The organism is Actinomycetospora sp. CA-053990 (assembly GCF_050948445.1).
Taxonomy (GTDB): Bacteria; Actinomycetota; Actinomycetes; order Mycobacteriales; family Pseudonocardiaceae; genus Actinomycetospora; species Actinomycetospora callitridis.
Genome location: NZ_CP192043.1, coordinates 750,200 through 769,502, shown reverse-complemented (window position 1 = coordinate 769,502; position 19,303 = coordinate 750,200). Strand labels below are relative to the sequence as shown.

The 19,303-nt window shown below is 75.6% G+C and carries 25 protein-coding genes; 11 read left to right on the top strand and 14 right to left on the bottom strand.

Going from position 1 to position 19,303, the window contains the following annotated elements:
* Positions 1-3: 3 nt before the first annotated feature.
* The 4 genes from ACQPYN_RS03970 to ACQPYN_RS03955 are packed head-to-tail and all read right to left on the bottom strand — an operon-like array spanning position 4 to position 3,417.
* Positions 4-990, bottom strand: coding sequence for a glycosyltransferase family 9 protein (locus ACQPYN_RS03970; protein WP_433033742.1), 987 nt, complete (start codon positions 988-990; stop codon positions 4-6).
* Positions 990-2,129, bottom strand: coding sequence for a glycosyltransferase family 4 protein (locus ACQPYN_RS03965; RefSeq protein WP_433033739.1), 1,140 nt, complete (start codon positions 2,127-2,129; stop codon positions 990-992). Before ACQPYN_RS03965 ends, ACQPYN_RS03970 begins: the two co-directional genes overlap by 1 nt.
* Positions 2,130-2,171: 42 nt before the next feature.
* Positions 2,172-2,537, bottom strand: coding sequence for a hypothetical protein (locus tag ACQPYN_RS03960; protein WP_433033736.1), 366 nt, complete (start codon positions 2,535-2,537; stop codon positions 2,172-2,174).
* Positions 2,530-3,417 carry an MBL fold metallo-hydrolase gene (locus tag ACQPYN_RS03955; protein ID WP_433033733.1) on the bottom strand — a complete coding sequence of 296 codons (888 nt, stop codon included), beginning with the start codon at positions 3,415-3,417 and terminating at the stop codon, positions 2,530-2,532. The genes ACQPYN_RS03960 and ACQPYN_RS03955 overlap by 8 nt, the downstream gene beginning before the upstream one ends.
* Before the next feature lie 31 nt (positions 3,418-3,448).
* Here ACQPYN_RS03955 and ACQPYN_RS03950 point away from each other — a divergent pair, with 31 nt between their 5' ends.
* From ACQPYN_RS03950 to ACQPYN_RS03940, 3 genes are read left to right on the top strand one after another with little or no spacing between them, the layout of a single operon-like run.
* Positions 3,449-4,534, top strand: coding sequence for a glycosyltransferase family 9 protein (locus tag ACQPYN_RS03950; RefSeq protein ID WP_433033730.1), 1,086 nt, complete (start codon positions 3,449-3,451; stop codon positions 4,532-4,534).
* Positions 4,534-4,851 (top strand): hypothetical protein, encoded by a 318-nt coding sequence (locus ACQPYN_RS03945; RefSeq protein ID WP_433033727.1) that lies wholly within the window; start codon positions 4,534-4,536, stop codon positions 4,849-4,851. The genes ACQPYN_RS03950 and ACQPYN_RS03945 overlap by 1 nt, the downstream gene beginning before the upstream one ends.
* 54 nt (positions 4,852-4,905) lie before the next feature.
* Positions 4,906-5,352: a DUF2267 domain-containing protein gene (locus ACQPYN_RS03940; RefSeq protein WP_433033724.1), complete on the top strand. Its 447-nt coding sequence runs from the start codon at positions 4,906-4,908 to the stop codon at positions 5,350-5,352.
* A 76-nt stretch (positions 5,353-5,428) separates the two neighbouring features.
* Here ACQPYN_RS03940 and ACQPYN_RS03935 read toward each other — a convergent pair whose 3' ends face one another.
* Together ACQPYN_RS03935 and ACQPYN_RS03930 are read right to left on the bottom strand one after the other, a co-directional pair.
* The gene (locus ACQPYN_RS03935) at positions 5,429-6,103 is read right to left on the bottom strand and encodes a hypothetical protein (protein WP_433033721.1); all 675 of its coding nucleotides are present in this window, start codon (positions 6,101-6,103) and stop codon (positions 5,429-5,431) included.
* 69 nt (positions 6,104-6,172) lie between these two features.
* Positions 6,173-7,567: an aldehyde dehydrogenase family protein gene (locus tag ACQPYN_RS03930; RefSeq protein ID WP_433033719.1), complete on the bottom strand. Its 1,395-nt coding sequence runs from the start codon at positions 7,565-7,567 to the stop codon at positions 6,173-6,175.
* Between the two features lie 208 nt (positions 7,568-7,775).
* Here ACQPYN_RS03930 and ACQPYN_RS03925 point away from each other — a divergent pair, with 208 nt between their 5' ends.
* Both ACQPYN_RS03925 and ACQPYN_RS03920 read left to right on the top strand, forming a co-directional pair.
* Complete coding sequence (locus tag ACQPYN_RS03925) at positions 7,776-8,177, top strand: helix-turn-helix domain-containing protein (RefSeq protein ID WP_433033717.1); 402 nt, start codon at positions 7,776-7,778, stop codon at positions 8,175-8,177.
* Positions 8,178-8,836: 659 nt separating this feature from the next.
* Complete coding sequence (locus tag ACQPYN_RS03920) at positions 8,837-9,184, top strand: hypothetical protein (RefSeq protein ID WP_433033714.1); 348 nt, start codon at positions 8,837-8,839, stop codon at positions 9,182-9,184.
* A 9-nt stretch (positions 9,185-9,193) separates the two neighbouring features.
* On the opposite strand, the gene ACQPYN_RS03915 is transcribed toward ACQPYN_RS03920, so the two are convergent.
* From ACQPYN_RS03915 to ACQPYN_RS03900, 4 genes are read right to left on the bottom strand one after another with little or no spacing between them, the layout of a single operon-like run.
* Positions 9,194-9,904: a lysostaphin resistance A-like protein gene (locus ACQPYN_RS03915; RefSeq protein WP_433033711.1), complete on the bottom strand. Its 711-nt coding sequence runs from the start codon at positions 9,902-9,904 to the stop codon at positions 9,194-9,196.
* Positions 9,897-10,301, bottom strand: coding sequence for a ChaB family protein (locus tag ACQPYN_RS03910; protein ID WP_433033709.1), 405 nt, complete (start codon positions 10,299-10,301; stop codon positions 9,897-9,899). The genes ACQPYN_RS03915 and ACQPYN_RS03910 overlap by 8 nt, the downstream gene beginning before the upstream one ends.
* 17 nt (positions 10,302-10,318) lie before the next feature.
* Positions 10,319-11,098 (bottom strand): HAD-IIA family hydrolase, encoded by a 780-nt coding sequence (locus tag ACQPYN_RS03905; protein ID WP_433033706.1) that lies wholly within the window; start codon positions 11,096-11,098, stop codon positions 10,319-10,321.
* On the bottom strand, positions 11,095-11,799 hold the full coding sequence (locus ACQPYN_RS03900) for a dienelactone hydrolase family protein (RefSeq protein WP_433033703.1): 705 nt from the start codon (positions 11,797-11,799) through the stop codon (positions 11,095-11,097). The genes ACQPYN_RS03905 and ACQPYN_RS03900 overlap by 4 nt, the downstream gene beginning before the upstream one ends.
* An 88-nt stretch (positions 11,800-11,887) precedes the next feature.
* Here ACQPYN_RS03900 and ACQPYN_RS03895 point away from each other — a divergent pair, with 88 nt between their 5' ends.
* From ACQPYN_RS03895 to ACQPYN_RS03875, 5 genes are all read left to right on the top strand, one after another.
* Positions 11,888-12,664, top strand: coding sequence for an enoyl-CoA hydratase/isomerase family protein (locus tag ACQPYN_RS03895; protein ID WP_433033700.1), 777 nt, complete (start codon positions 11,888-11,890; stop codon positions 12,662-12,664).
* 50 nt (positions 12,665-12,714) lie between these two features.
* Positions 12,715-13,131: an organic hydroperoxide resistance protein gene (locus tag ACQPYN_RS03890; protein WP_433033698.1), complete on the top strand. Its 417-nt coding sequence runs from the start codon at positions 12,715-12,717 to the stop codon at positions 13,129-13,131.
* A gap of 254 nt (positions 13,132-13,385) precedes the next feature.
* A complete protein-coding gene (locus ACQPYN_RS03885; protein WP_433033695.1) occupies positions 13,386-14,153 on the top strand; it encodes an alpha/beta hydrolase in 768 nt (255 codons plus the stop codon).
* An 86-nt stretch (positions 14,154-14,239) separates the two neighbouring features.
* Positions 14,240-14,896 (top strand): hypothetical protein, encoded by a 657-nt coding sequence (locus tag ACQPYN_RS03880; protein WP_433033692.1) that lies wholly within the window; start codon positions 14,240-14,242, stop codon positions 14,894-14,896.
* Positions 14,893-15,453 carry a copper resistance CopC family protein gene (locus ACQPYN_RS03875; protein ID WP_433033689.1) on the top strand — a complete coding sequence of 187 codons (561 nt, stop codon included), beginning with the start codon at positions 14,893-14,895 and terminating at the stop codon, positions 15,451-15,453. Before ACQPYN_RS03880 ends, ACQPYN_RS03875 begins: the two co-directional genes overlap by 4 nt.
* Positions 15,454-15,571: 118 nt before the next feature.
* On the opposite strand, the gene ACQPYN_RS03870 is transcribed toward ACQPYN_RS03875, so the two are convergent.
* Both ACQPYN_RS03870 and ACQPYN_RS03865 read right to left on the bottom strand, forming a co-directional pair.
* Positions 15,572-16,042 (bottom strand): L,D-transpeptidase, encoded by a 471-nt coding sequence (locus tag ACQPYN_RS03870; protein ID WP_433033686.1) that lies wholly within the window; start codon positions 16,040-16,042, stop codon positions 15,572-15,574.
* Between the two features lie 252 nt (positions 16,043-16,294).
* Positions 16,295-16,831, bottom strand: coding sequence for an O-acetyl-ADP-ribose deacetylase (locus tag ACQPYN_RS03865; RefSeq protein WP_433038703.1), 537 nt, complete (start codon positions 16,829-16,831; stop codon positions 16,295-16,297).
* Between the two features lie 43 nt (positions 16,832-16,874).
* Here ACQPYN_RS03865 and ACQPYN_RS03860 point away from each other — a divergent pair, with 43 nt between their 5' ends.
* Positions 16,875-17,324 carry an SRPBCC family protein gene (locus ACQPYN_RS03860; RefSeq protein WP_433033683.1) on the top strand — a complete coding sequence of 150 codons (450 nt, stop codon included), beginning with the start codon at positions 16,875-16,877 and terminating at the stop codon, positions 17,322-17,324.
* 43 nt (positions 17,325-17,367) lie between these two features.
* Here ACQPYN_RS03860 and ACQPYN_RS03855 read toward each other — a convergent pair whose 3' ends face one another.
* Complete coding sequence (locus tag ACQPYN_RS03855; RefSeq protein WP_433033680.1) at positions 17,368-18,081, bottom strand: RluA family pseudouridine synthase; 714 nt, start codon at positions 18,079-18,081, stop codon at positions 17,368-17,370.
* The gene (locus ACQPYN_RS03850; RefSeq protein WP_433033677.1) at positions 18,082-19,272 is read right to left on the bottom strand and encodes an isochorismate synthase; all 1,191 of its coding nucleotides are present in this window, start codon (positions 19,270-19,272) and stop codon (positions 18,082-18,084) included.
* Between the last annotated feature and the right edge of the window lie 31 nt (positions 19,273-19,303).

The window sequence follows — 19,303 nt, the reverse complement described above, 5'->3', positions numbered from 1 at the left end:
GTTCTACCCGCCGGCGACCACGGCCCCGCGCACACGGTCGACGGTGAGATCGAGCAGACAGGCGGGCTCGGGCGCGAGCGGGCAGGCCGCCTCCCACCAGCAGACCTGCTCGGTGATGGCCGTGGGCATGCGGTGCGGGCACTCCGGGAGGCCCTGGAGGTTCGTGCCCTCCTCCAGGCCGTAGCGCGCCGCCGCGGTCGGGCCGAAGAGCGCGACCGTGCGAGCGCCGACCGCCGCGGCCAGCCGGACGGGGCCGGTGTCGGGGCCGACGACGACCCCGCCGGCCCCGGCGACGGCGGCGAACTGCGCGGCGAGGCCGCGGAGGTCGGTCGAGGGGAGCTGCTCGGCGCCGTCGACGGGGCCGATCGAGAGGACCGGGCTAGGGAGGGAGTGCGCGAGCTCCGCCCAGCGGCGGGCGGGCCAGCGCTTCACGGCCATGCCGGCGTCGGGGACGAGGACGGTGGGCGCCGGGCGAGCGGGGGGATTTCCTGACGTTGAACGCCAGCATGGCCCCCAGGCTGACACGAGCGTGTGCCGTCCCGCGGCGCGCTCGTCAGCGGTGAGGACGACGCGGGGCGGGCGGATCGCGTCGGCGATGACGCCCTCGGCGGCGAGGATCCGCTGGTAGCGCTCGCCCACCAGCTCGTCGGGGGGCGGGCGGCGCCAGAGGTTGCTCACCGCCCGGGTGCCGCGGACGGCGGCGTCCGCGTCGACGAGGTCGCCGATGCCGTCGAAGCGGGTGGTCGTGACGGTGAGGTCGGGCGCGAGGTCGGCGAGCGCCGCCTCGACCGCGGCGCGCTCGTCGTGCTTCTCGGCGGTGCGGACCGCGGCCACGGCCGGGTCGTGCGCGAGCAGCGGGGCCCCGGGGGCGTGGGTCAGGACGGTGAGCTCGGCGTCCGGGTGCGCCTCGGCCAGCGCGTGCACGCTCGGCAGCACCATGATCAGGTCGCCGAGCCCGCCGAGGAGGTCGATCACGAGGACGCGGCGCACTACGGGAGCACCGCCCGGTAGGTGGCCACGTGCGACGCGGCGAGCCGGTCCCAGTCGCGGCCGCGGACGAGGCGGTGCCCGCCGGCCGCGACCCGCGCGCGCAGGTCGTCGTCGCCGAACAGGCGGCGCAGCCCGTCGTGCAGGACATCGGCGTCGCGCACCTGGGGAGCGATCACCACGGTCTCGCCGTCGGCGAGGTCGGGGTCCGCGGGGGCGTCGGGCCGGCGGGTGATCAGCGTCGGGAGCCCGTGGTCGAGCGCGGCCAGCAGCGCACCGCTCTTGAGGGTCGCCCCCGCGGTGAACGGGAAGGCCGCGACGTCCGCGGCCTGCAGCGCGGCCGAGACCTCGCCGGCGGGGCGGTGCCCGGTGATCGTCACGCGGTCGGTCGCGCCCGCCGCGGCGATGTGCGTGGTCAGCTCGTCGCGGAACGCCGCCGCCTCGTCCTCGGGCAGGGCGAGCGAGGTGAACCCGCCGAGCACCAGCAGGTGCAGCCGCGGACGCTCGGCGGCCAGGCGGGCGACGGCGTCGACGAGGTAGCGCAGGCCCTTCACCGGGTGCACGAAGCCGAAGAAGACGACGAGCTCGGCGTCCGCGGGAACGCCGAGGGCGCGCCGGGTGGTGGCCCGGTCGGGGGCGTCCGGGTCGACCTCGACGTTCGGCAGCAGCGGAGCGCGGCCGGCCTCGACGCCGAGACGGTCCCGCAGGGTCGCGGCGTGCTCGCCGTTGGTCGTGAGCACCGCCGCGCTGCGCGGGACGAGGCGCCCGGTCTCGCGGTCGGCGAGGCGGCGGCGCTCGAGGAACGACCACACCCCGTCGGGCACCCGGGGCGCCCACGACCACCAGCCGTACTCGTGCAGCGTCGTCACCAGCGGCATCCCCGCGAGGTCGCCGAGCAGCCCCGGGGCGCCGGAGAACCCGAACGCCGACGGCGCGAACTGCACGTGCGCGACGTCCGCACGGCTCGCGCGCAGGGACCGCGCCGCGCGCAGCAGCCCGCGCGCCCCCGGGTCCACGGGTACGTCGACGACGTCCACGCCGTGGCGGTCGAGGGCCTGCGCGAGGTGGACGGTGTAGTCGGCGACGCCGTCGTGCGCGGGGTCGGCGCGCCCGTGGACGAGCGCGACGCGGAGGTCTGCCACCCGCCGTCCGTACCCGATCCCGGCCGCCCGCTCACCAAGGGCTCACCAGAAGCCCAGGCGCACCCCCACCGGCCAGAACGGGTCCGGCGGGTGGTCCCGCTCGTTGAGCACCACCTCGAACCACGTGTAGCCGTACTCCTCGGGCGCGGCGTCGAGGGTGAACACGAACCGCAGGACGACGTCGCCGCCGCCGGGCTGCCGGGCGGCGGCGACCTCGAGCGTGACCAGCTCGAAGCTCCCCCGCTCGGGCGCGAACCGGGCGTGCAGCCAGCCGCGCAGGAACCCGAGCGCCCGCTCGGTGAGCGCCGGTCCGCGGGCGAGCGCCCGCTGCGCCAGCGCGTCGCGGGAGGCGTCGCCGGAGACGAGGACCTCGACGCCGTCGGCCGTCTCGGACCGCCGCTCAGTCATGGGGGGCAGGGTCATCGGCGGCCACGTAGATCGAGCAGGCGTCGAAGACGGCCTCGCGCACCGGGTCGGCGTCGCAGTCGCGCGCCGGGCGCAGGACGGCGTCCCCGGCGAGCAACCGCGCGAAGGCGTCGGCGACCTCGTGCAGGTAGGCGCCCTCGGCGACCGCACGACCGAAGTGCGCCATGAGGACGAGGTGGACGTCGAGCTCCGCCAGCCGGGCGGTGGACGCAGCGAAGGCGGGGAGGTCGGCCTCCGGGGCCTGCGCGTAGGTCGGGCCGGTGTTGACCGTGTCGCCGGCGAACAGCAGGCCGGCGCGCTCGTCGAGGAAGCAGACCGAGTCGGGCGAATGGCCGGGCGTGTGGAGCACGCGCAGCTCCCGGCCGCCGAGGTCGACGACGTCCCCGTCGGCGAGGAGGTGGGGCGTGGGCGCCGGACCGGGCGCCCAGGTGGTCTCGTCGACGCCGGGCGGCAGCGGGCGCGGGTCGGAGTCGGCGGAGAGCAGGTGGAAGAAGTCGCGGTCGAGCGCCCGGTAGGCGTCGGCGGCGGCGAGCATCCGGCGGGTGTGGGCGAGGTAGCGGCGCCGCTCGGCCGCGCTCGCGCCGGCCGTCAGCTCGGCGACCCCCGCCGGGTGGATCGCGACGCGGGAGAACTCGGCGTCGCCGCCGACGTGGTCGAGGTGGGCGTGGGTGTGCACGACGTCGACGGGCCGGTCGGTGAGCGCCTCGACCACCGGGCGGATCGGGGCGATCCCGAGCCCGGAGTCGACGAGCACCGCGCGGTCGCGCCCGGCGACGAGCCACGAGTTGACGTGGCCGGGCTCGGCGACCAGCCAGACGTCGCGGGCGACGGGCCGGGTGTGGAACCAGGGCGACCAGCTCACGGGGTGAGCCTGCCAGCACCTTCGGGTACTCGTGGCCGTGCCCGACCTCCCCGCCGACCTCCGGCACCCCGCTGCGCACCGCCCCGGGTACGGCGACCCCGAGTGGTCCGCGATGCGCCGCATCCTCGTCGTGCGTCCCGACAACGTCGGCGACGTGCTCATGACCGGCCCCGTGTTCCGGGCGCTCCGGGCCGCCGTGCCGCACGCGTCGCTCGACCTCCTCGCCTCCCCGGGCGGCGCGGCGGCCGCCGCCCTGCTCCCCGAGGTCGACGACGTCGTCACCGCCTCGGTGTCCTGGCAGCAGCTCGACCTCGTCCCGGGCGACGACCCGGACGCCGGCCTCGTCGCCGAGCTCACCGCCCGCGACCACGACGCCGCGATCGTGCTCACGTCGTTCTCCCAGTCGCCGTGGCCGGCCGCCGAGCTCGCGCGCCGCGCCGGCATCGGCGTCCGGGTGGGCGCGTCGAAGGAGTTCGGCGGCGCCCTGCTGACCCACTGGGTGCCGGCGCCCCCCGACGAGGTGCACCAGGTCGACCGCATGCTCGACCTGCTCGGCGCCGTGGGCGTGCCGTCGCAGGGACACACGCTGCACGCCCGCGTCCCCCTCGACGCCCACGTCCCCGCCGCGCTCGACCTCGCCCGCTACGCCGTCGTGGCCCCCGGCGCGAGCTGCCCGTCGCGACGCTGGCCCGCCGAGCGGTTCGCCGCCGTCGTCCGGGGACTCGTCGACGACGGGCTGACGGTCGCGGTGACGGGTACTGAGCGCGAGGCGGAGCTCGTGACGGCGGTCGCCGGCGACGCGGGACTGCCGGTCACGGGCCTGGATCTCGGCGACCTGGCGGCGGTGCTCGCCGACGCCGAGGTCGTCGTCGCCAACAACTCGGGCGGCGTGCACCTCGCCGACGCCGTCGGCGCCCCGGTGGTCGAGCTGTTCGCCGGCACCGAGACCGTCGACCAGTACCGGCCGCGCTCCACCCGCGCCGAGGTGCTCACGCGTCCGGTGTCCTGCAGCCCGTGCCGCCAGCTCGTGTGCCCGTTCGACCAGGAGTGCCTGGCGATCGGCCCCGACGAGGTGCTCGCGGCGTCGCGGCGCCTCCGTCGCGTCGGGGTGGCGTGATGGTCGAGCACACCGACGACGGCCGCTACGTCGTGATCGACGGACGGCGCTGGCGGGCGACCGACCCGCTGATCCCCGAGGACGACGCCTCCGTCCTGCGCCGCTGGCTCATGTCCGCGCGCCGGGACGTGGGCACCGCGAAGCGCGCGGACGACGCCGAGGCGGAGGCGTCCGCGCGGGCGCGGGTGCACGCGGCGAAGACCGCGCTCGGCGAGCGGGGCCCGGAGTGGTGGGAGCAGACCGAGGCCCAGCGCCGCGACCGCTGGACCGAGGGAGTGCGACGCGCCGGCGACGAGGGGTTTGCGCCTGCCTCCTGAGTGGGTGCCCGTGTCCGGAGAAGAAGCACTCACGAGCTGGAGGCACGAGAAGACATGACCACCCCGCCGGTGCAGTCCGACGAGAACCCCGACGACCCGAACCCGGCGCGCTCGAGCGCGACGCTCGCGGCGTTCACCGGGCAGGTGCAGCGCCGGGTCGGGCTGGAGACGCAGTCCGAGGCCGAGGTGCTGGTCCGCGCCACGCTGAACGAGCTGGGCAAGGCCATCAGCTCCGGCCTCGCGCAGGACCTCACGGTCAGCCTGCCCCCGGAGCTCTCCGCCGAGCTGCGCGCCCAGCGCCCGAAGGACGACCAGGCCCGCTCCGTCACGAAGGACGCCTTCGTCGACGCGGTCTCGGGGCGCGTGACGTCCGTGGACGCCGAGAAGGTCGAGCACCAGGTGGAGCAGGTGCTGCACCTGCTGCGCGAGTGGCTGCCCGAGGACCAGGTCGACCGGACCCTCGAGCAGCTCCCGGGCGACCTCGTCGCCCTCGTGCGCTGAGGTAGCCGACCTCGACGTCGGTGGCGGAACCCGCGCTCAGCGCGGGTCCCGTCACCGAAGTTCGTCGCAGGACCGGTCAGCCGGCGCCCGTCGTGAGGCGCGGCTGCTGAGTACCGCCGCCACCCTGGCCGCCCCCCTGGCCGCCACCGCCACCCTGGCCGCCGCCGTTCTGACCGCCACCGCCCCGGCCGCCGCCACCGCCACCCTGGCCGCCGCCACCACCGCCGTTGCCGCCGCCGCCGGTCTGACCGCCGCCGCCGTTCTGGCCGCCGCCGTTGCCCCCGCCCTGGCCACCGCCGCCGTTCTGGCCACCACCGGCGGGCGGCTCGACCGGCGCCGGGGCCACGGGCTCGGGCTCCGGGACCACGGGCACGACCGGCGTCGGGCGGGTCGTCCGGCGTGCGGTGGTGGTCTCGTCGTCCACGGTCCGGCGCGGTGAGCGCGTGGTCGTGCGGGTCGTCGTCCCGCTGGTGTCCGTGGTCGTCGCCTCGACCGACGGCGGCGGGCCCAGCACCGGCACGACGGGCGGGGGCGGGACCGCGAGCGAGGCCTGGGGTCCGGCGACCATCGACAGCATCGGCGTCGCGCCGGTCGCGACGCCGACCCCGAGGACGCCCGTGACCGTGGCCGCGACGCCGAGCACCGACCGGCTGAGCACCAGCGGCCACCGCGGCGCCGGGCGCGGACGGGCCGGCCGGGCGAGTGCGGTCGTCGGTGCGGCGGCCGTGACGGCGTCGTCGTCATTGGTCACGTCGGGGTAACGACAGCACCCGTCCGGGGGTCACGCCTCGATCAACACGTACTCAGTGTCAACAAGTGCTCACGGAAGTGGCGACCAGTGGACCACCTTGGTGGTGGTCATCTCGTCGAGGAGCTCCGGGCCGTAGCCGAAGCCCGACCCCGACACCCCGCGCGGCTCGGCCGCCCCGCCCGGCGCACCACCGAACACCGCATTGATTTTCACGGTGCCGACGGGGAGCTCGCGCCAGGCCTGCTGGGCGTGGGCGATGCTGCCGGTGAGCACGGTCGCGGCGAGTCCGTGCGGGTCGTCGATCGCCTCGGCGAGCCCGTGCGCGAAGTCCTCGACCACCCGGACCGGCGCCACCGGCCCGAAGGTCTCCTCGCGCAGGATCGTCATCGCCGGCGTCAGTCCGGAGAGCACGGTCGCCGGGTAGAAGGCGCCCTCACCCTCGGGCACGAACCCGCCCGCGTGCACCCGCGCGCCGTCCTCGATCGCCGCGGCGACGTGGGAGTGGACGTGCTCGCGGTGCCGGCGGTCCACCACGGGGCCGAGGGCCTTCTCGCCGGCCGCCGAGGGGCGGTAGACCCAGCGCGCGGCCTCCTCGGCCAGCGCGTCGAGGAACGGCTCGGCGATCGCCGCGGCGCAGTAGATGCGCTCGACGGAGACGCACACCTGGCCGCCGTTGGCGTAGGAGCCCAGCGCCGCCTGCTCGGCGGCCCAGCGCGGGTCGACGTCGGCGTCGACGACGAACGGGTCGTTGCCGCCGTTCTCCAGCAGGAGGTGCGCGCCGGTGCCGGCGGCGGCCTGGCGGATGGCGCGCCCGGCGTTGATCGAGCCGACGTGGGCGATGAGGTCGATCGACGGGTGCCCGGACAGCGCGGCGCCCGTCGGGCCCGCCCCGTCGACGATCTCGAGGACGCCCTCGGGCAGGAAGGACGCGACGAGCTCGGCGAAGCGGCGCCCGAGGTGCGGGCAGCGCTCGCTGGGCTTGTGCACGACGGTGTTGCCGGTGACGAGCGCCGCACCGATCAGGCCCCCCGCCACGGCCACCGGGTCGTTCCACGGCGTGATCACCGCGGCGACCCCGCGGGGCTCGGGGACCATGAGGTCGGTCGCGTCCCACGAGCCCTGCAGCGAGCGCCCCCGGTGCAGCGGGCCCAGCTCGGCGTACTGCTCGAGCGTGCCGGCCGCGGCCAGCACCCCGCCCAGGGCGTCGTCGTAGGGCCGCCCGGTCTCGGTCTCGTTGAGGCGCGCGAACTCCTCGGCGACGCCCCGCAGCGCCCCGGCGGCGTCGCGCACCAGGCCTGCGCGGTCGCCGGGCGCCGTGCGGGCCCAGGCGTCGCGGGCGGTGCGGGCCCGGCCCACGGCCGCGTCGACCTCGTCGGGGCCCGCGGGGCGGACGCTGCCCACGAACTCCCCGGTCGCGGGGTCGTGGATCTCGATGGCGGTCTCGACGTCGGTGGCTGTGCTCATGGGGCCGGGGGTTCCACCTCGAGCTCCCGGGTACGCCTCGTCCAGGAGCCGACCGACCACCACGTCCACGTCGGGCCGGTCGAGCCGGGACTCATGCACCGCAGGAGCGAGGCGCTCGACCCGGACCGTCGGCCCACCCGGGTTCCTCCGCCCGGGTGCCGGACCCGGGTACCGTGCGGCCCGGACGCCCGGTGGGAGAAGGCGACGCATGACTCTGGACCGTCTGGACGATCCCGACCAGCCCGCCTACGGCATGGGCCAGGCCGCGGAGCTACTCGGGGTCACCGCCGCGTTCCTCCGGAGCCTGGACTCCGCGGGACTGGTCAGTCCGGCCCGTTCCGAGGGCGGGCACCGGCGCTACTCCCGCAACCACCTCGCCCGGGTCGTCGCACTGCGCGAGCTGACCGATAACGGCCACACCCTGGCCAGCGCCGCGAAGATCCTCGATCTGCGCGCCGACCTCGCCGACGAGCGCGCGCGGCACGCCGCCACCACCGAGGAGCGCGACCGGGCCCGCCGCGAGCGGGACACCGCGCTCGACGAACGGGACACCGCGCGCCGGCAACGGGACTCGGCCCGCCACGACCACCGCGACGAATCTCGGGGTTGAACCAGCGAAAAGCTCTAGTTACAGTTGTAGATATCTCGCAGATCGCGGCGAGAGCGCTGGAACCGGTGAGAGTGGCGACCGGAGGAGTGTTCGTCATGACGGTCGACGTGTTCGACGAGGCGCGGGGCCTCGGGGAGACACCGCGACGCGGTCGCGGGAGTGTCCCGGCCCCTGAGCCCCTCGTGGTGATCGAGGGCGGGCCCGCCGTGGACCAGGCCGTGCTCGACGCCGAGTTCGTCGCGATCGTGATGGCCGAGCAACCCTGGGGCGAGGAACGGCCCGTGCCTCCCGCGCCACCTCCACGGCGCGGCCCCACGGCCCGCCGTGAGCCCGCGCGGAGGTCGTCCCGCGGGAGGTTCGCGGGCAGGGACCTGCTCCCGGTCGACACGGCTCGGGGTCGCCGCCGACGACCCGTCCCCCGGACCCGGGCACCTCCGGCGCACCCGCACACGACCACCGTCCCGGCGAGGAGGTGATGGCCACCCGTCACGCGATTCGATCAACAGTCCCTGCTACTGGATGGCCCTCCCGGCGGGAACCCGGAGCCGACCGGAACGACCGACCCCACGGCGGTACGCCGACCCTTCCTCGACACGGGTCGTTCCGGACGTCGGCCCGGCTCCCGCCGGGAGGCGTTGCCCGGAGCGAGAAGGTGGGTCATGACGCTGAACCAGGTGTGGATCGAGACCCAGGACCACGGGCTGGTGCGGGCCGATCAGGTCGTCGAGGTCCTCGCCCACCAGACGACAGCGTTCTCCGGCAAGCCGGCACGCTGGCTCCTCGATGTCGCGATCGCGGTCAGTCAGGGTGCGGGTACCTCGTCGCAGTGGAACGTCGGGGCGTCGCACCGCACGCTGGCGCAGACGGACGACGAGCCCCACGGAGCCGCGCACCGTCTCGTCCGGCTGCTGTGCCAGCTGGACACCCAGGACGCCGCCGGCGTCGTGACGGTGCGACGCGACCAGACAGCGATCAAGTTCGGCTTCGACCCCTTCGCGGCGTCCTGAGCCCCCGCCTCAGGTCTGGCCGCCGACCGCCAGCACCAGCGCGAACGAGATGAGGTTGAAGGTCGCGTGCGCGGCCACCGGCGGCCAGATCGAGCCGGTGCGCTCGTAGAGCACGGCGTTGACGACGCCGAGCAGCAGCGCGGCGGCGAACACGACGTTGAGCCCGTGGGCCAGCGCGAACACCCCGGCCGAGAGCACGACGGCGACGACGTACCCGAGGCGTCGCAGGACGCCGTAGCCCACGCCCCGGAAGAGCAGCTCCTCACCGAGCGGGACGACGAGCCCTCCGATGAGGACGACCAGCGTCGCGGCCACCGGGCCGCTGAAGAGGGTGAGCGCGGCCTGCGGGTCCGACGTGTCCCCGGTGATCGCGACGTAGGCGAGGATCAGGGCGCGCGAGACCAGCCACACGATCACGCCGAGTCCGACGCCGACGAGCACCGTGCGCACGGGGACGCGGACCAGCCCGACGGCGGCGAACGAGCGCACCCGCAGCGAGAGCGCGATCGCGACCGCCGCGAGCGCCGAGACGCCCGAGATCGCCACGAGCACCGGGGCGGGCGGGACGCCCTCGGAGAGCAGGCCGGCCACGACGGCCAGGGCCAGCTGGACCACCACGTAGGACAGGGCCGCGACGCCGAGCTCGAGCCAGCCCAGCGAGGGGCGGGGGGTCGTCGGGGTGTCGAGGGGCTCGACGGACTCGGCCGCCGGCTCAGTCACCCCGGGACCTGCGGGTCTGCCGGTCGTTCTCCTTCTGGAGGGCGTCGACGAGCTCGTCCTTGGTCATGTCCGAGCGGCCCTCGACGCCCAGCTGCTGGGCACGCTCGTAGAGGTGCTCCTTGCTGGCGTTGGCGTCCACCCCGCCCGCGGACTCGCCGCTCGGGTTCGGGCCGCCGCTCTGGGCCTGCGAGTCCGACGGGCCCTTCTCCTCCTTGGGCTCCCAGTGGTCGCCGACCTTCTCGTGGGTGTGCTTGAGCGCCGCGTACGCCGTGCGGCTCGCGCGCTCGCCGGCGCCGTAGGTCCCCTCGGCGGATTCCTTCGCCTCGGCGTAGGTCTTGCGCGCGCTCTCCGGCGACCGCTGCAGCGTCGACGGCAGATCCTCGAAGTCCTCGGGCATGTCCGCGAAGTACCCGGTCAGCCCCGCACGCCCACCTCCAGGTGGGCGACGCTCTGCACCACCTGGTTCGGGCGGTACGGGTAGCGGTCCATCTCGGCGGGGTCGGTCACGCCGGAGAGCACGAGGATCGTGTGCAGCCCGGCCTCCATGCCGGCCACCATGTCGGTGTCCATCCGGTCGCCGATCATGGCGGTGGTCTCGGAGTGCGCGCCGACGGTGTTGAGGCCCGCGCGGATCATCAGCGGGTTGGGCTTGCCGACGAAGTACGGGTCCTTGCGCGTCGCGTGGGTGATCAGCGCGGCCACGGAACCGGCGGCGGGCAGCGTGCCCTCGGGCGACGGGCCCGTCGCGTCGGGGTTCGTGACGATGTAGCGGGCCCCGCCCTGGATCAGCCGGATCGCGCGGGTGATGGCCTCGAACGAGTACGTCCGGGTCTCGCCGATGACGACGTAGTCGGGGTCGCGGTCGGTGAGGATGTAGCCGATGTCGTGCAGGGCCGTGGTCAGCCCGGCCTCGCCGACGACGAACGCGCTGCCACACGGGCGCTGGTCGTTCAGGAACTGCGCGGTCGCGAGCGCGCTCGTCCAGAGCGACGTCGCGGGGATGTCGATGCCGCTCGCGTGCAGGCGCGCCTGCAGGTCACGCGGGGTGTAGATCGAGTTGTTGGTCAGCACGAGGAACTGCTTGCCGGCCTCGCCGAGGCGGCGGATGAAGTCGTCGGCCCCGGGCAGGGCGTTCTCCTCGTGGACGAGCACCCCGTCCATGTCGATGAGGTAGCTCTCGAGGGGCTCGGTCACGACGTCTCCCGCAGGTGTGTGTCGAAGAACCGCAGGATGCGGCCCCAGGCGTCCTCGGCCGACGGGCGGTGCAGACCGAGCCCGAAGACCGCCAGCGGCGGCGGCATCGGCTCGAGGAAGCTGTGGTTGGCGTCCGGGTAGGTGCGCACGTCGTGCTCGACGCCGAGGGCGGTGAGCGCCGCCTCGAGACGCTCGGGGTGGCCCTTCAGCGACGGGTCCTTGCCGCCGAAGCTCGCGACGACGGGGCAGATGCCCTCGAGCTCGCGCTCGGCGTCGTCGGGCACCCGGCCGTAGTTCGGGGCGGCGGCGGCGAAGTCGTGGCGCGCCGCCGAGATGAGCGCGAAGCCGCCGCCCTGGCAGAAGCCGATGACGCCGACGCGGCCCGTGCAGTCCTCACGGCCGGCGAGCCAGCGGCGCGCGGCCTCGATGTCGTCGAACACCGGGCCGGTGTTCGTGGTCATCGACTTCATGGTCGCGGCGATGCAGCGGGGTCCGCCGCCGCGGGCGGTGTAGAGGGCGGGCGCCACCGAGAGGTAGCCCGCGGCGGCGAGGCGCTCGGTGTGCTCGCGCAGCGTCCCCCGCAGGCCGAAGGCGTCCTGCAGGACGACGACGCCGGGGAACGGGCCGTCGCCGACCGGGGGCACGGCGAGGAACGCGGACTGGTGACTGCCCGCGGAGGCGGGGATGTGCAGGTCGGGCACGTCTGTCGCCCCTCGATCATCTCGGCCGGTGCTGGTGGGGTCGAGCGTGGCAGCATCGCCGGGCCCGTGCGCAACGAGGGGAGAGCCCGTGAGTGACCCCGAACGGATCCGGGTCGAGCAGTCCGACGGCGTGTGCCGGCTGGTGCTGGCGAGCCCCGAGCGTCACAACGCCGTCGACCACGCGTTCGGCCGGCAGTTCCTCGCGGCGCTGTCCGGCCCGGCGCGGGACGCCCGCTGCGTCGAGATCGTCGCCGAGGGCGCGAACTTCTGCGTCGGCGGCGACATCTCCGGGTTCGCCGCCGAGCCCGACCGCAGCCTCTCCGAGCTGGCCGACGCCATCCACGCCGGTCAGCGCGCCCTGCTCGACCTCGCGGCCCCCGTGGTCGTCGCCGTCAACGGCTGGGCGGCGGGCATCGGGCTGTCGCTGGCGCTCTCCGGGGACCTCATCGTGCTCGGCGCGGGCGCCCGGCTGCGGCCGGCGTACACGGCGATCGGGCTGACCCCCGACGGCGGCATGACCGCCCTGCTGCCCGCGGCGGTCGGCCGGGCGCGGGCGATGGACATGTTCCTCACCAACGCGCCGATGGGCGCCGCCGAGGCGCTGGCCTGCGGCCTGGCGTCCCGCGTCGTGGCCGACGAGGACCTGCGCCTCGCGGCCGACGGCATCGCCGAGGGGATCGCGGCCGGCCCGTCCGAGGCGCTCGCCGCGACGAAGCGGCTGGTGCGCCGGGCCGGCGGCGTGCTCACCGACGCCCACCTCGACGCCGAGGCCGCGAGCATCGGCGAGCGCGGGCTCTCCCCGGAGGGCCGCGAGGGCATCGGCGCGTTCCTGGAGAAGCGCGCCCCCGCCTGGCCCCGTGAGTGATTTTCACGGCTATAGCCGCGAATTCCGCTCACGTGGGTATGCCGGGTCGTATGGACATCAAGTACACCGCCGAGGCCACCTCGTCCGGCGACGCCCGCAACGGCCACGTCCGCTCGTCGGACGGCATCATCGACCAGGACATGGCGATGCCCAAGGAGATGGGCGGGCCGGGCGGGGCGACCAACCCCGAGCAGCTCTTCGCCGCCGGCTACGCGGCCTGCTTCCACCAGGCCCTGAAGCTGGCCGCCGGCCAGGAGAAGGTCGACGTCGACTCCTCGAGCGTCGACGCGCAGGTCGGGATCGGGCCGGACGCCAAGAGCTTCGGGCTCCAGGTGTGGCTGACCGTCCACCTGCCCGGTGCCGACCAGGAGACCGCCGACCGCCTCGCCGGCCGCGCCCACGAGCTGTGCCCGTACTCGAAGGCGACGCGCGGCAACATCGACGTCGCGGTGACCGCCCAGGTGTGACGCCCGCGGCCCGACGTGACGGGCGCACGTCCGGTGGACGAGGCTCCCCGGCGTGCGCCTCCCCCTCGGCCTGCGTCTCCTCGGTGCCCTGCGCCGCCGGCTCGGCGGTTCGGTGGCCCACCTGGCCCCCGCCGCCGTGCCCGCCGCCCGGGAGGCCGTGCTGCGCCTGCAGCACGGCCCGCTCGGCCGTGCCGTCATCGGCCCGGCGCCCCGCGACGTGACGATCATCGACGCCCGCCTGCCCAACCGCCGCCGTGCCCGGGGGTCTGCCGGTGCGCGTCTACCGGCCCGCGGACAGCGCCTCCCCGGCGCCCGTCGTCGTCAACTTCCACGGCGGCGGGTTCGTGCAGGGCGACCTCGACCAGTCCGAGTGGTTCTGCGCGCACGTGGCCCGCGAGGGCTCGGTCGTCGTGGTCTCCGTCGACTACCGCCTGGCGCCCGAGCACACGTTCCCGGTGCCCGCGCAGGACTGCTACGACGCCGTCGCCGCGCTCGTCGCCGACGCCCGCGCCTGGGGCATCGACCCCGCGCGCGTCGCGGTCATGGGCGACAGCGCGGGCGGCAACCTCGCGACGGTCGTGTGCCTCATGGCCCGCGACCGACGGCTCGACGGTCTCGACGCCCCGGCGATCGCCGCGCAGGTCCTCGTCTACCCGGGCACCGAGATGGTCGACGTGCTGCCCTCGGAGCGGGCGATCCCCGTCGCCCCGATCCTCTCCGCCGCCGACATCCGCGGCTTCCACACGCTCTACCTCGCGGGCGCCGACGGCACGCACCCGTACGCCTCACCGCTGCGTGCCGACCTCGCCGGCCTCCCGCCCGCGCTGGTGCAGACCGCCGAGCACGACCCCCTGCGCGACCACGGCGAGCGCTACGTCGAGGCCCTCGACGCGGCCGGCGTGCCGGTGCGCCACACCCGCTACCTGGGCGCCGCGCACGGCTACGTCGCGACCGCGACCCTGACGCCCCGGACCTCGCTCCAGGCCGTCGCCGAGATCGCCGCCTTCGTCCGCGCCATGTGAGAACTTTCCGCCCTCGGAGGGGCGGAGAGTTCCCACGTACCGAGGGGAGCCCGAGCACCCTGCGGAGCGGGCTACCGTGGAGGCCCGTGACCCCCGACCGAGCGACCCCGGCGCGCGCCGTGCTGCTCGGTGTCGTCGCGGCCGTCCTCGGGGTCGCCGCGCACGGGGAGGCCGGCGGGCCCGTCCTCGCAGGCCCGCCCGCGGTCGCCGTCGTCGGCGCGGTCGCGCTGGGCACGGCCCTGCTGGGCGCCCGCCCGCACTCCGTGGCCCGGCTCGCCGTCGTCCTCGCCGGCGGGCAGCTCGCCCTCCACCTGGCGCTACCGGGCGACACCCCGGGCCACGACCACCACGCGCCCGGTGTCGGCGCCGGGCCGGGCATGGTCGTCGCGCACCTGGCCGTCGCGGTGCTGGTCGCCGGCGGGATCGTCCACGCCGACCGCGCCCTCGCCCGCGCCGCCCGCCGCCACCTGCGACGTGTCGCCGTCTGGGCCCGCCTGCTCGACGGGCCGCCGCCCGCTCCGGCCGCGGCGACGCCCGTGGCCGCACGACCGACGACCACCGTCCGGGTCCGCCGGGACGCCGTGGGGCACCACCCGCGTCGCGGTCCGCCGTCGCCGCACCGGACCGGCTCCCGCCCGGTCCGCGCCGCGACGCCACCCCGACCCGGAAGGACCCCCTCATGCCCACACCGCGGACCCCGTCCGCCCGCACCCACCGTCGAGGTCCGCTCGCCGTCCTGGTGACCGGACTGCTCGCCCTGACCGTCCTCCTGCTCACCGCGGGCACGGCCGACGCGCACGACGTGATCACCGGCAGCGACCCCGCGGACGGCTCGACCGTCCCGACCGCGCCTACGCAGGTCTCGGTGACCTTCGACGAGACCCCGCAGCCCGAGGGCGCCGCCCTCACCGTCGTCGGCCCCGACGGCGCCCACCGCGAGCAGGGTGCGGTGACGGTCCGGGACAAGGTCGTCTCGGTGCCCGTCGGCGCGCTGCCGCAGGCCGGGCAGTACGAGATCGGCTACCGGGTCGTCTCCAGCGACGGCCACCCGGTGAGCGGCTCGGTGACGTTCGACCTCACGACGCCGTCCGCACCCGCCGGCGCGGCGACGACCGGCGCTCCCGCCCAGGCGGCCCCGGCCGACCACTCGGGTCACTCCGACGGCTCCGTGCCGCCCTCGCCGGCGGCCTCCTCGGGCCCCGACACCGGGAGCGGCGGGATGCCCGCGTGGGTCTTCGTCGTCATCGCGGTCGTCGTGGTCGGCGGCGCCGTGGCGCTGGTGCTGCGCCGCCGGGCCTGACACCCCGGGCCTGAAACCAAGGGCCTGACACACGGCGGGACGAGGGGCACCCCCCTCGGGTGCCCCTCGTCCCGTCGCGTCCGGCCGCACCGATCGGGATCGGTGCGCCCGGACGGGCTCACTCGACGATCTGGACCCGGTCGTTCGGGTTCAGGTGCTCGAAGAACTGCTTCGCGTCCTCCATGCCGAGCCGCACGCACCCGGCCGACTGACGCTCGGTGCTGCCGCCGTGGAACGCCCGGCCGCTGTTGTCGAAGAACACGGCGTACGGCATCGGCGCGCCCTCGTACTCCCGGCTGACGTGGTGGCGCTCCTTGCGCTGGATCACGAAGTCGCCGGTCGGGGTCTCGTGGCCCTCGGAGCCGTGGCTGTTGACCACGGGCCCGTGGACGACGTTGCCCTGGCCGTCGAGCAGCCAGGCACGGTTCTCCGAGAGGTCGACGCAGGCCTTGATGCGGGCGTCGGTGCACGACGTCCCGTCGATCCCGCCGCCGCCGCCGGCTGCCGGTGCGGCCGAGGCGATCCCGCCCAGCTGCAGCACGCCCAGACCGACGGCGGCCACCGAGACCGCGACCCGTCCGGTCGGCACCCCGCGATGCGCCCCCCTGCGATGCCTACCCGACATGCGTCCTGCCCCTCGCTCGCCGCACACCCCCGTCCGCTGCCCGGACGGGAGGACCGCGGGTTTTCACCGGCGATCTGTGGGGCACAACGACCCGGTGACGGCGGGGTCACGGACCGTTCCAGTGGTCCGTCGCACGTCACCTACACCGGTTCGTGACGCAACCGCTGTGGGTCTGGCACGTCGTCGGAGCAAGCGCTCCGGACACGCTGGGACGATTCACCCCATCGATTGGGCCGCCCGGGCGAATGCCTCGTAGACCTCGTCGCTGAAGAGGACGAACCGCGCCTCGCGCACGGCAGTCTTCGCCTCGCGCACGGCCGTCAGGGCGATCCGGGCGGCGTCGTCGAGCGGCCACCCGTAGACGCCGGCCGACACCGCGGGGAAGGCGACCGTCGTGGCTCCGAGCTCGTCGGCCACCCGCAGCGACTCGCGGTAGGCCGAGGCGAGCAGGTGCGAGCGGTCCTGGGACTTCGCGTAGACCGGACCGACGGTGTGGATCACCCACCGCGCCGACAGGTTCCCCGCGGTGGTCGCGACCGCCTGCCCGGTCGGCAGGCCGTCGGGCAGCGTCGTACGCCGCAGCTCGCGGCACGCCTCCAGGATCGCCGGGCCGCCGGCCCGGTGGATGGCCCCGTCGACGCCCCCGCCCCCCATCAGGCCGGAGTTCGCCGCGTTGACGACGGCGTCGACCTCGGCGGCGGTGATGTCGCCGCGGTGGAGTGTGATCTCCGGGGTGCTCTCCGGGGTGCCCATGCGCCCCGAGTACCCCGCCGGGGGACCTGACACGATCGACGGTGTGAGCGACACCCAGATCTCGGTCTCCGCGACCGTGGACGCCCCCGTCGAGCGGGTCTTCGCCCTGCTCGCCGACCCCGACCGTCACCCCGACATCGACGGGAGCGGGACGGTGCGGGCCTCCCACACCCACCTCGCGATCACCGAGGAGGGCGACGTGTTCGTCATGGAGATGGAGAACCCGACCCGCGGGAACTACCGGGTCGAGAACCACGTCGTCCGCTACGAGCCCGACCGTGCCCTGGCCTGGATGCCGGCGAAGCCCGGCGAGCGGCCGTCGGGCCACGTCTGGGGCTGGGAGCTCGCGTCCGACAGCGACGACCGCACCGCCGTGACCCACTACCACGACTGGGCGGACGTCACCGATCCCGCGCTGCTCGACCGGATCCGCGAGGTGACGCCCGACGAGATGCGGGCGACGATCGAGAACCTCGCCGAGGCGCTGGCCTGACCGACGGCCACCTCCTGGAGATGCTTCGGAAACCGAAGCGTCTCTACGAGAAGTCGTACGCCGGCGCGAGCTCGCGGAAGTCCCCGCCCGGGGGCGCCTCGAGCTCGTGGCGCGTGCCGTCCGGGCCGGTGAAGGCCAGACGCCAGGCGTGCAGGCCGGTGCGGGTCGGCGGGTTCCTCGCGAACAGCGGGTCGCCGACGAGGGCGTGGCCGATCCAGGCGAGGTGCACGCGGATCTGGTGGCGGCGCCCCGTCGTAGGCGTGACCGCGAGCAGGGTGCGCTCGTCGCCGACCCACAGGCGCTCGAAGGCCGTCGTCGACGGGTAGTGGTCGCCGGACAGGACGGCGTCGTCGGGGACCGTCCAGGCGTCACCGTCGCGGGTGATCGCCTCGCGCGGCGCCGCGATGCGCACGCGGTTCTTGCGGCCCACCGACAGCGGCAGCTCGATCGTCCCGCGCTCGGGCAGGCCGGTGCCCGTCGCGACGGCGAGGTAGGTCTTCGCGACCGTGCGGTCGGCGAACTGGCGGGTCAGGTCGCCGTGCGCCTCCAGCCGGCGCGCGAACAGCACCAGCCCCGAGGTCACCTTGTCGATCCGGTGCGCGGGCCACAGCGTCTCGCCGGCGTCGCGCGCCAGGCGCACGACGTCGGTGTCGTGGCGCTCGCCCATCACCGACCAGCCCGCGGGCTTGTCGAGCACGAGCAGGTCGTCGTCACGCAGGAGCTCGCGGCCGCCGCGCAGCTCGTCCCAGGTCTCCACTCAGCCCTCGTCGAGACCCAGCGCATCGAGCAGGGTCCGCAGCTTCACCGTGGTCTCGGCGAGCTCGTCGGGCGGGGACGAGGCGGGCACGATGCCGGCGCCTGCCCAGAGCCGGACCCGGTCGCCCTCCACCTCGCCGCAGCGCAGCGCCATGACCCACTCGCCGTCGCCGCGCGCGTCGGTCCAGCCGACGGTGCCGGTGTAGAAGCCGCGGTCGAAGGGCTCGATCTCGTCGATCGCGGCCGCCGCGTCGGCGCGCGGGACGCCGCAGACGGCCGGGGTCGGGTGCAGCGCCTGCGCGAGGTGCAGCGCGGAGACCTCGGTGTCGGCGACGCGCGCCCGCAGCGTCGTCGACAGGTGCCACAGCGTCGCGGTCGCGACCAGCGACGGGCCGTCGGGCACCTCGAGGTCGTCGACGAGGGGACGCAGGCGCTCGACGATGTCGTCGACGACGAGGGCGTGCTCGTGCCGGTCCTTGGCCGAGGCGAGCAGGGCCTCGCCGCGGCCGCGGTCCTCGGCGGGATCGGTCGACCGGGCGGCGGAGCCGGCCAGCGGGTTGACCGTCACGCGGTCTCCGTCCCGGGAGAGCAGCAGCTCGGGGCTCGCGCCGAGCAGCGTCCGCGGGGTGCCCGTCCGCGCGGGGGGCAGGTCGACGGCGAACAGGTACAGGCGCGGGTCGCGACGGGCCAGCGCGCGCAGCATGGGGACGGTGTCGACGGGCCGGTCGGCGATGACCTCGAGCGTCCGGGCCAGCACGACCTTCTCCAGCGGACCGGCCTCCATGCGCGCCAGGGCGTCGGCGACCATCGCCTCGTAGCGCGCGGTCTCGGGCACCGGCCGGGCGACGCCGGTCACCGGGGCGTGGGCCTGCTCGGCGGTCAGCACGGCGCCGAGCGCGCCGGCGCGCTCGACGTGCTCGGGGACGACGAGATGGGCGCTCGCGGTGGCGTCGTAGGGCAGCGCGCCGACCGCCACCGCGGGCGATCCCGATCGTGTGCCGACCTCGCGCAGGCAGGCCAGGACGGCGTCCGGGTCGGCCGACGGCGGGCGGGCGCGGACGCCGCGGGTGAGCATCGCGCCGCGCGGACCGGAGAACCACGAGCCCGCGCCGGGCGCCCAGGACCGGAGCAGGCGGACCGGATCGGTGGCGCCCTCGGTGGACGGGCGTCGAGCCGCGCTGGTGCTCGTCACGTCCCGCCTCCTGTCGTGTCGGTCCCGTCGG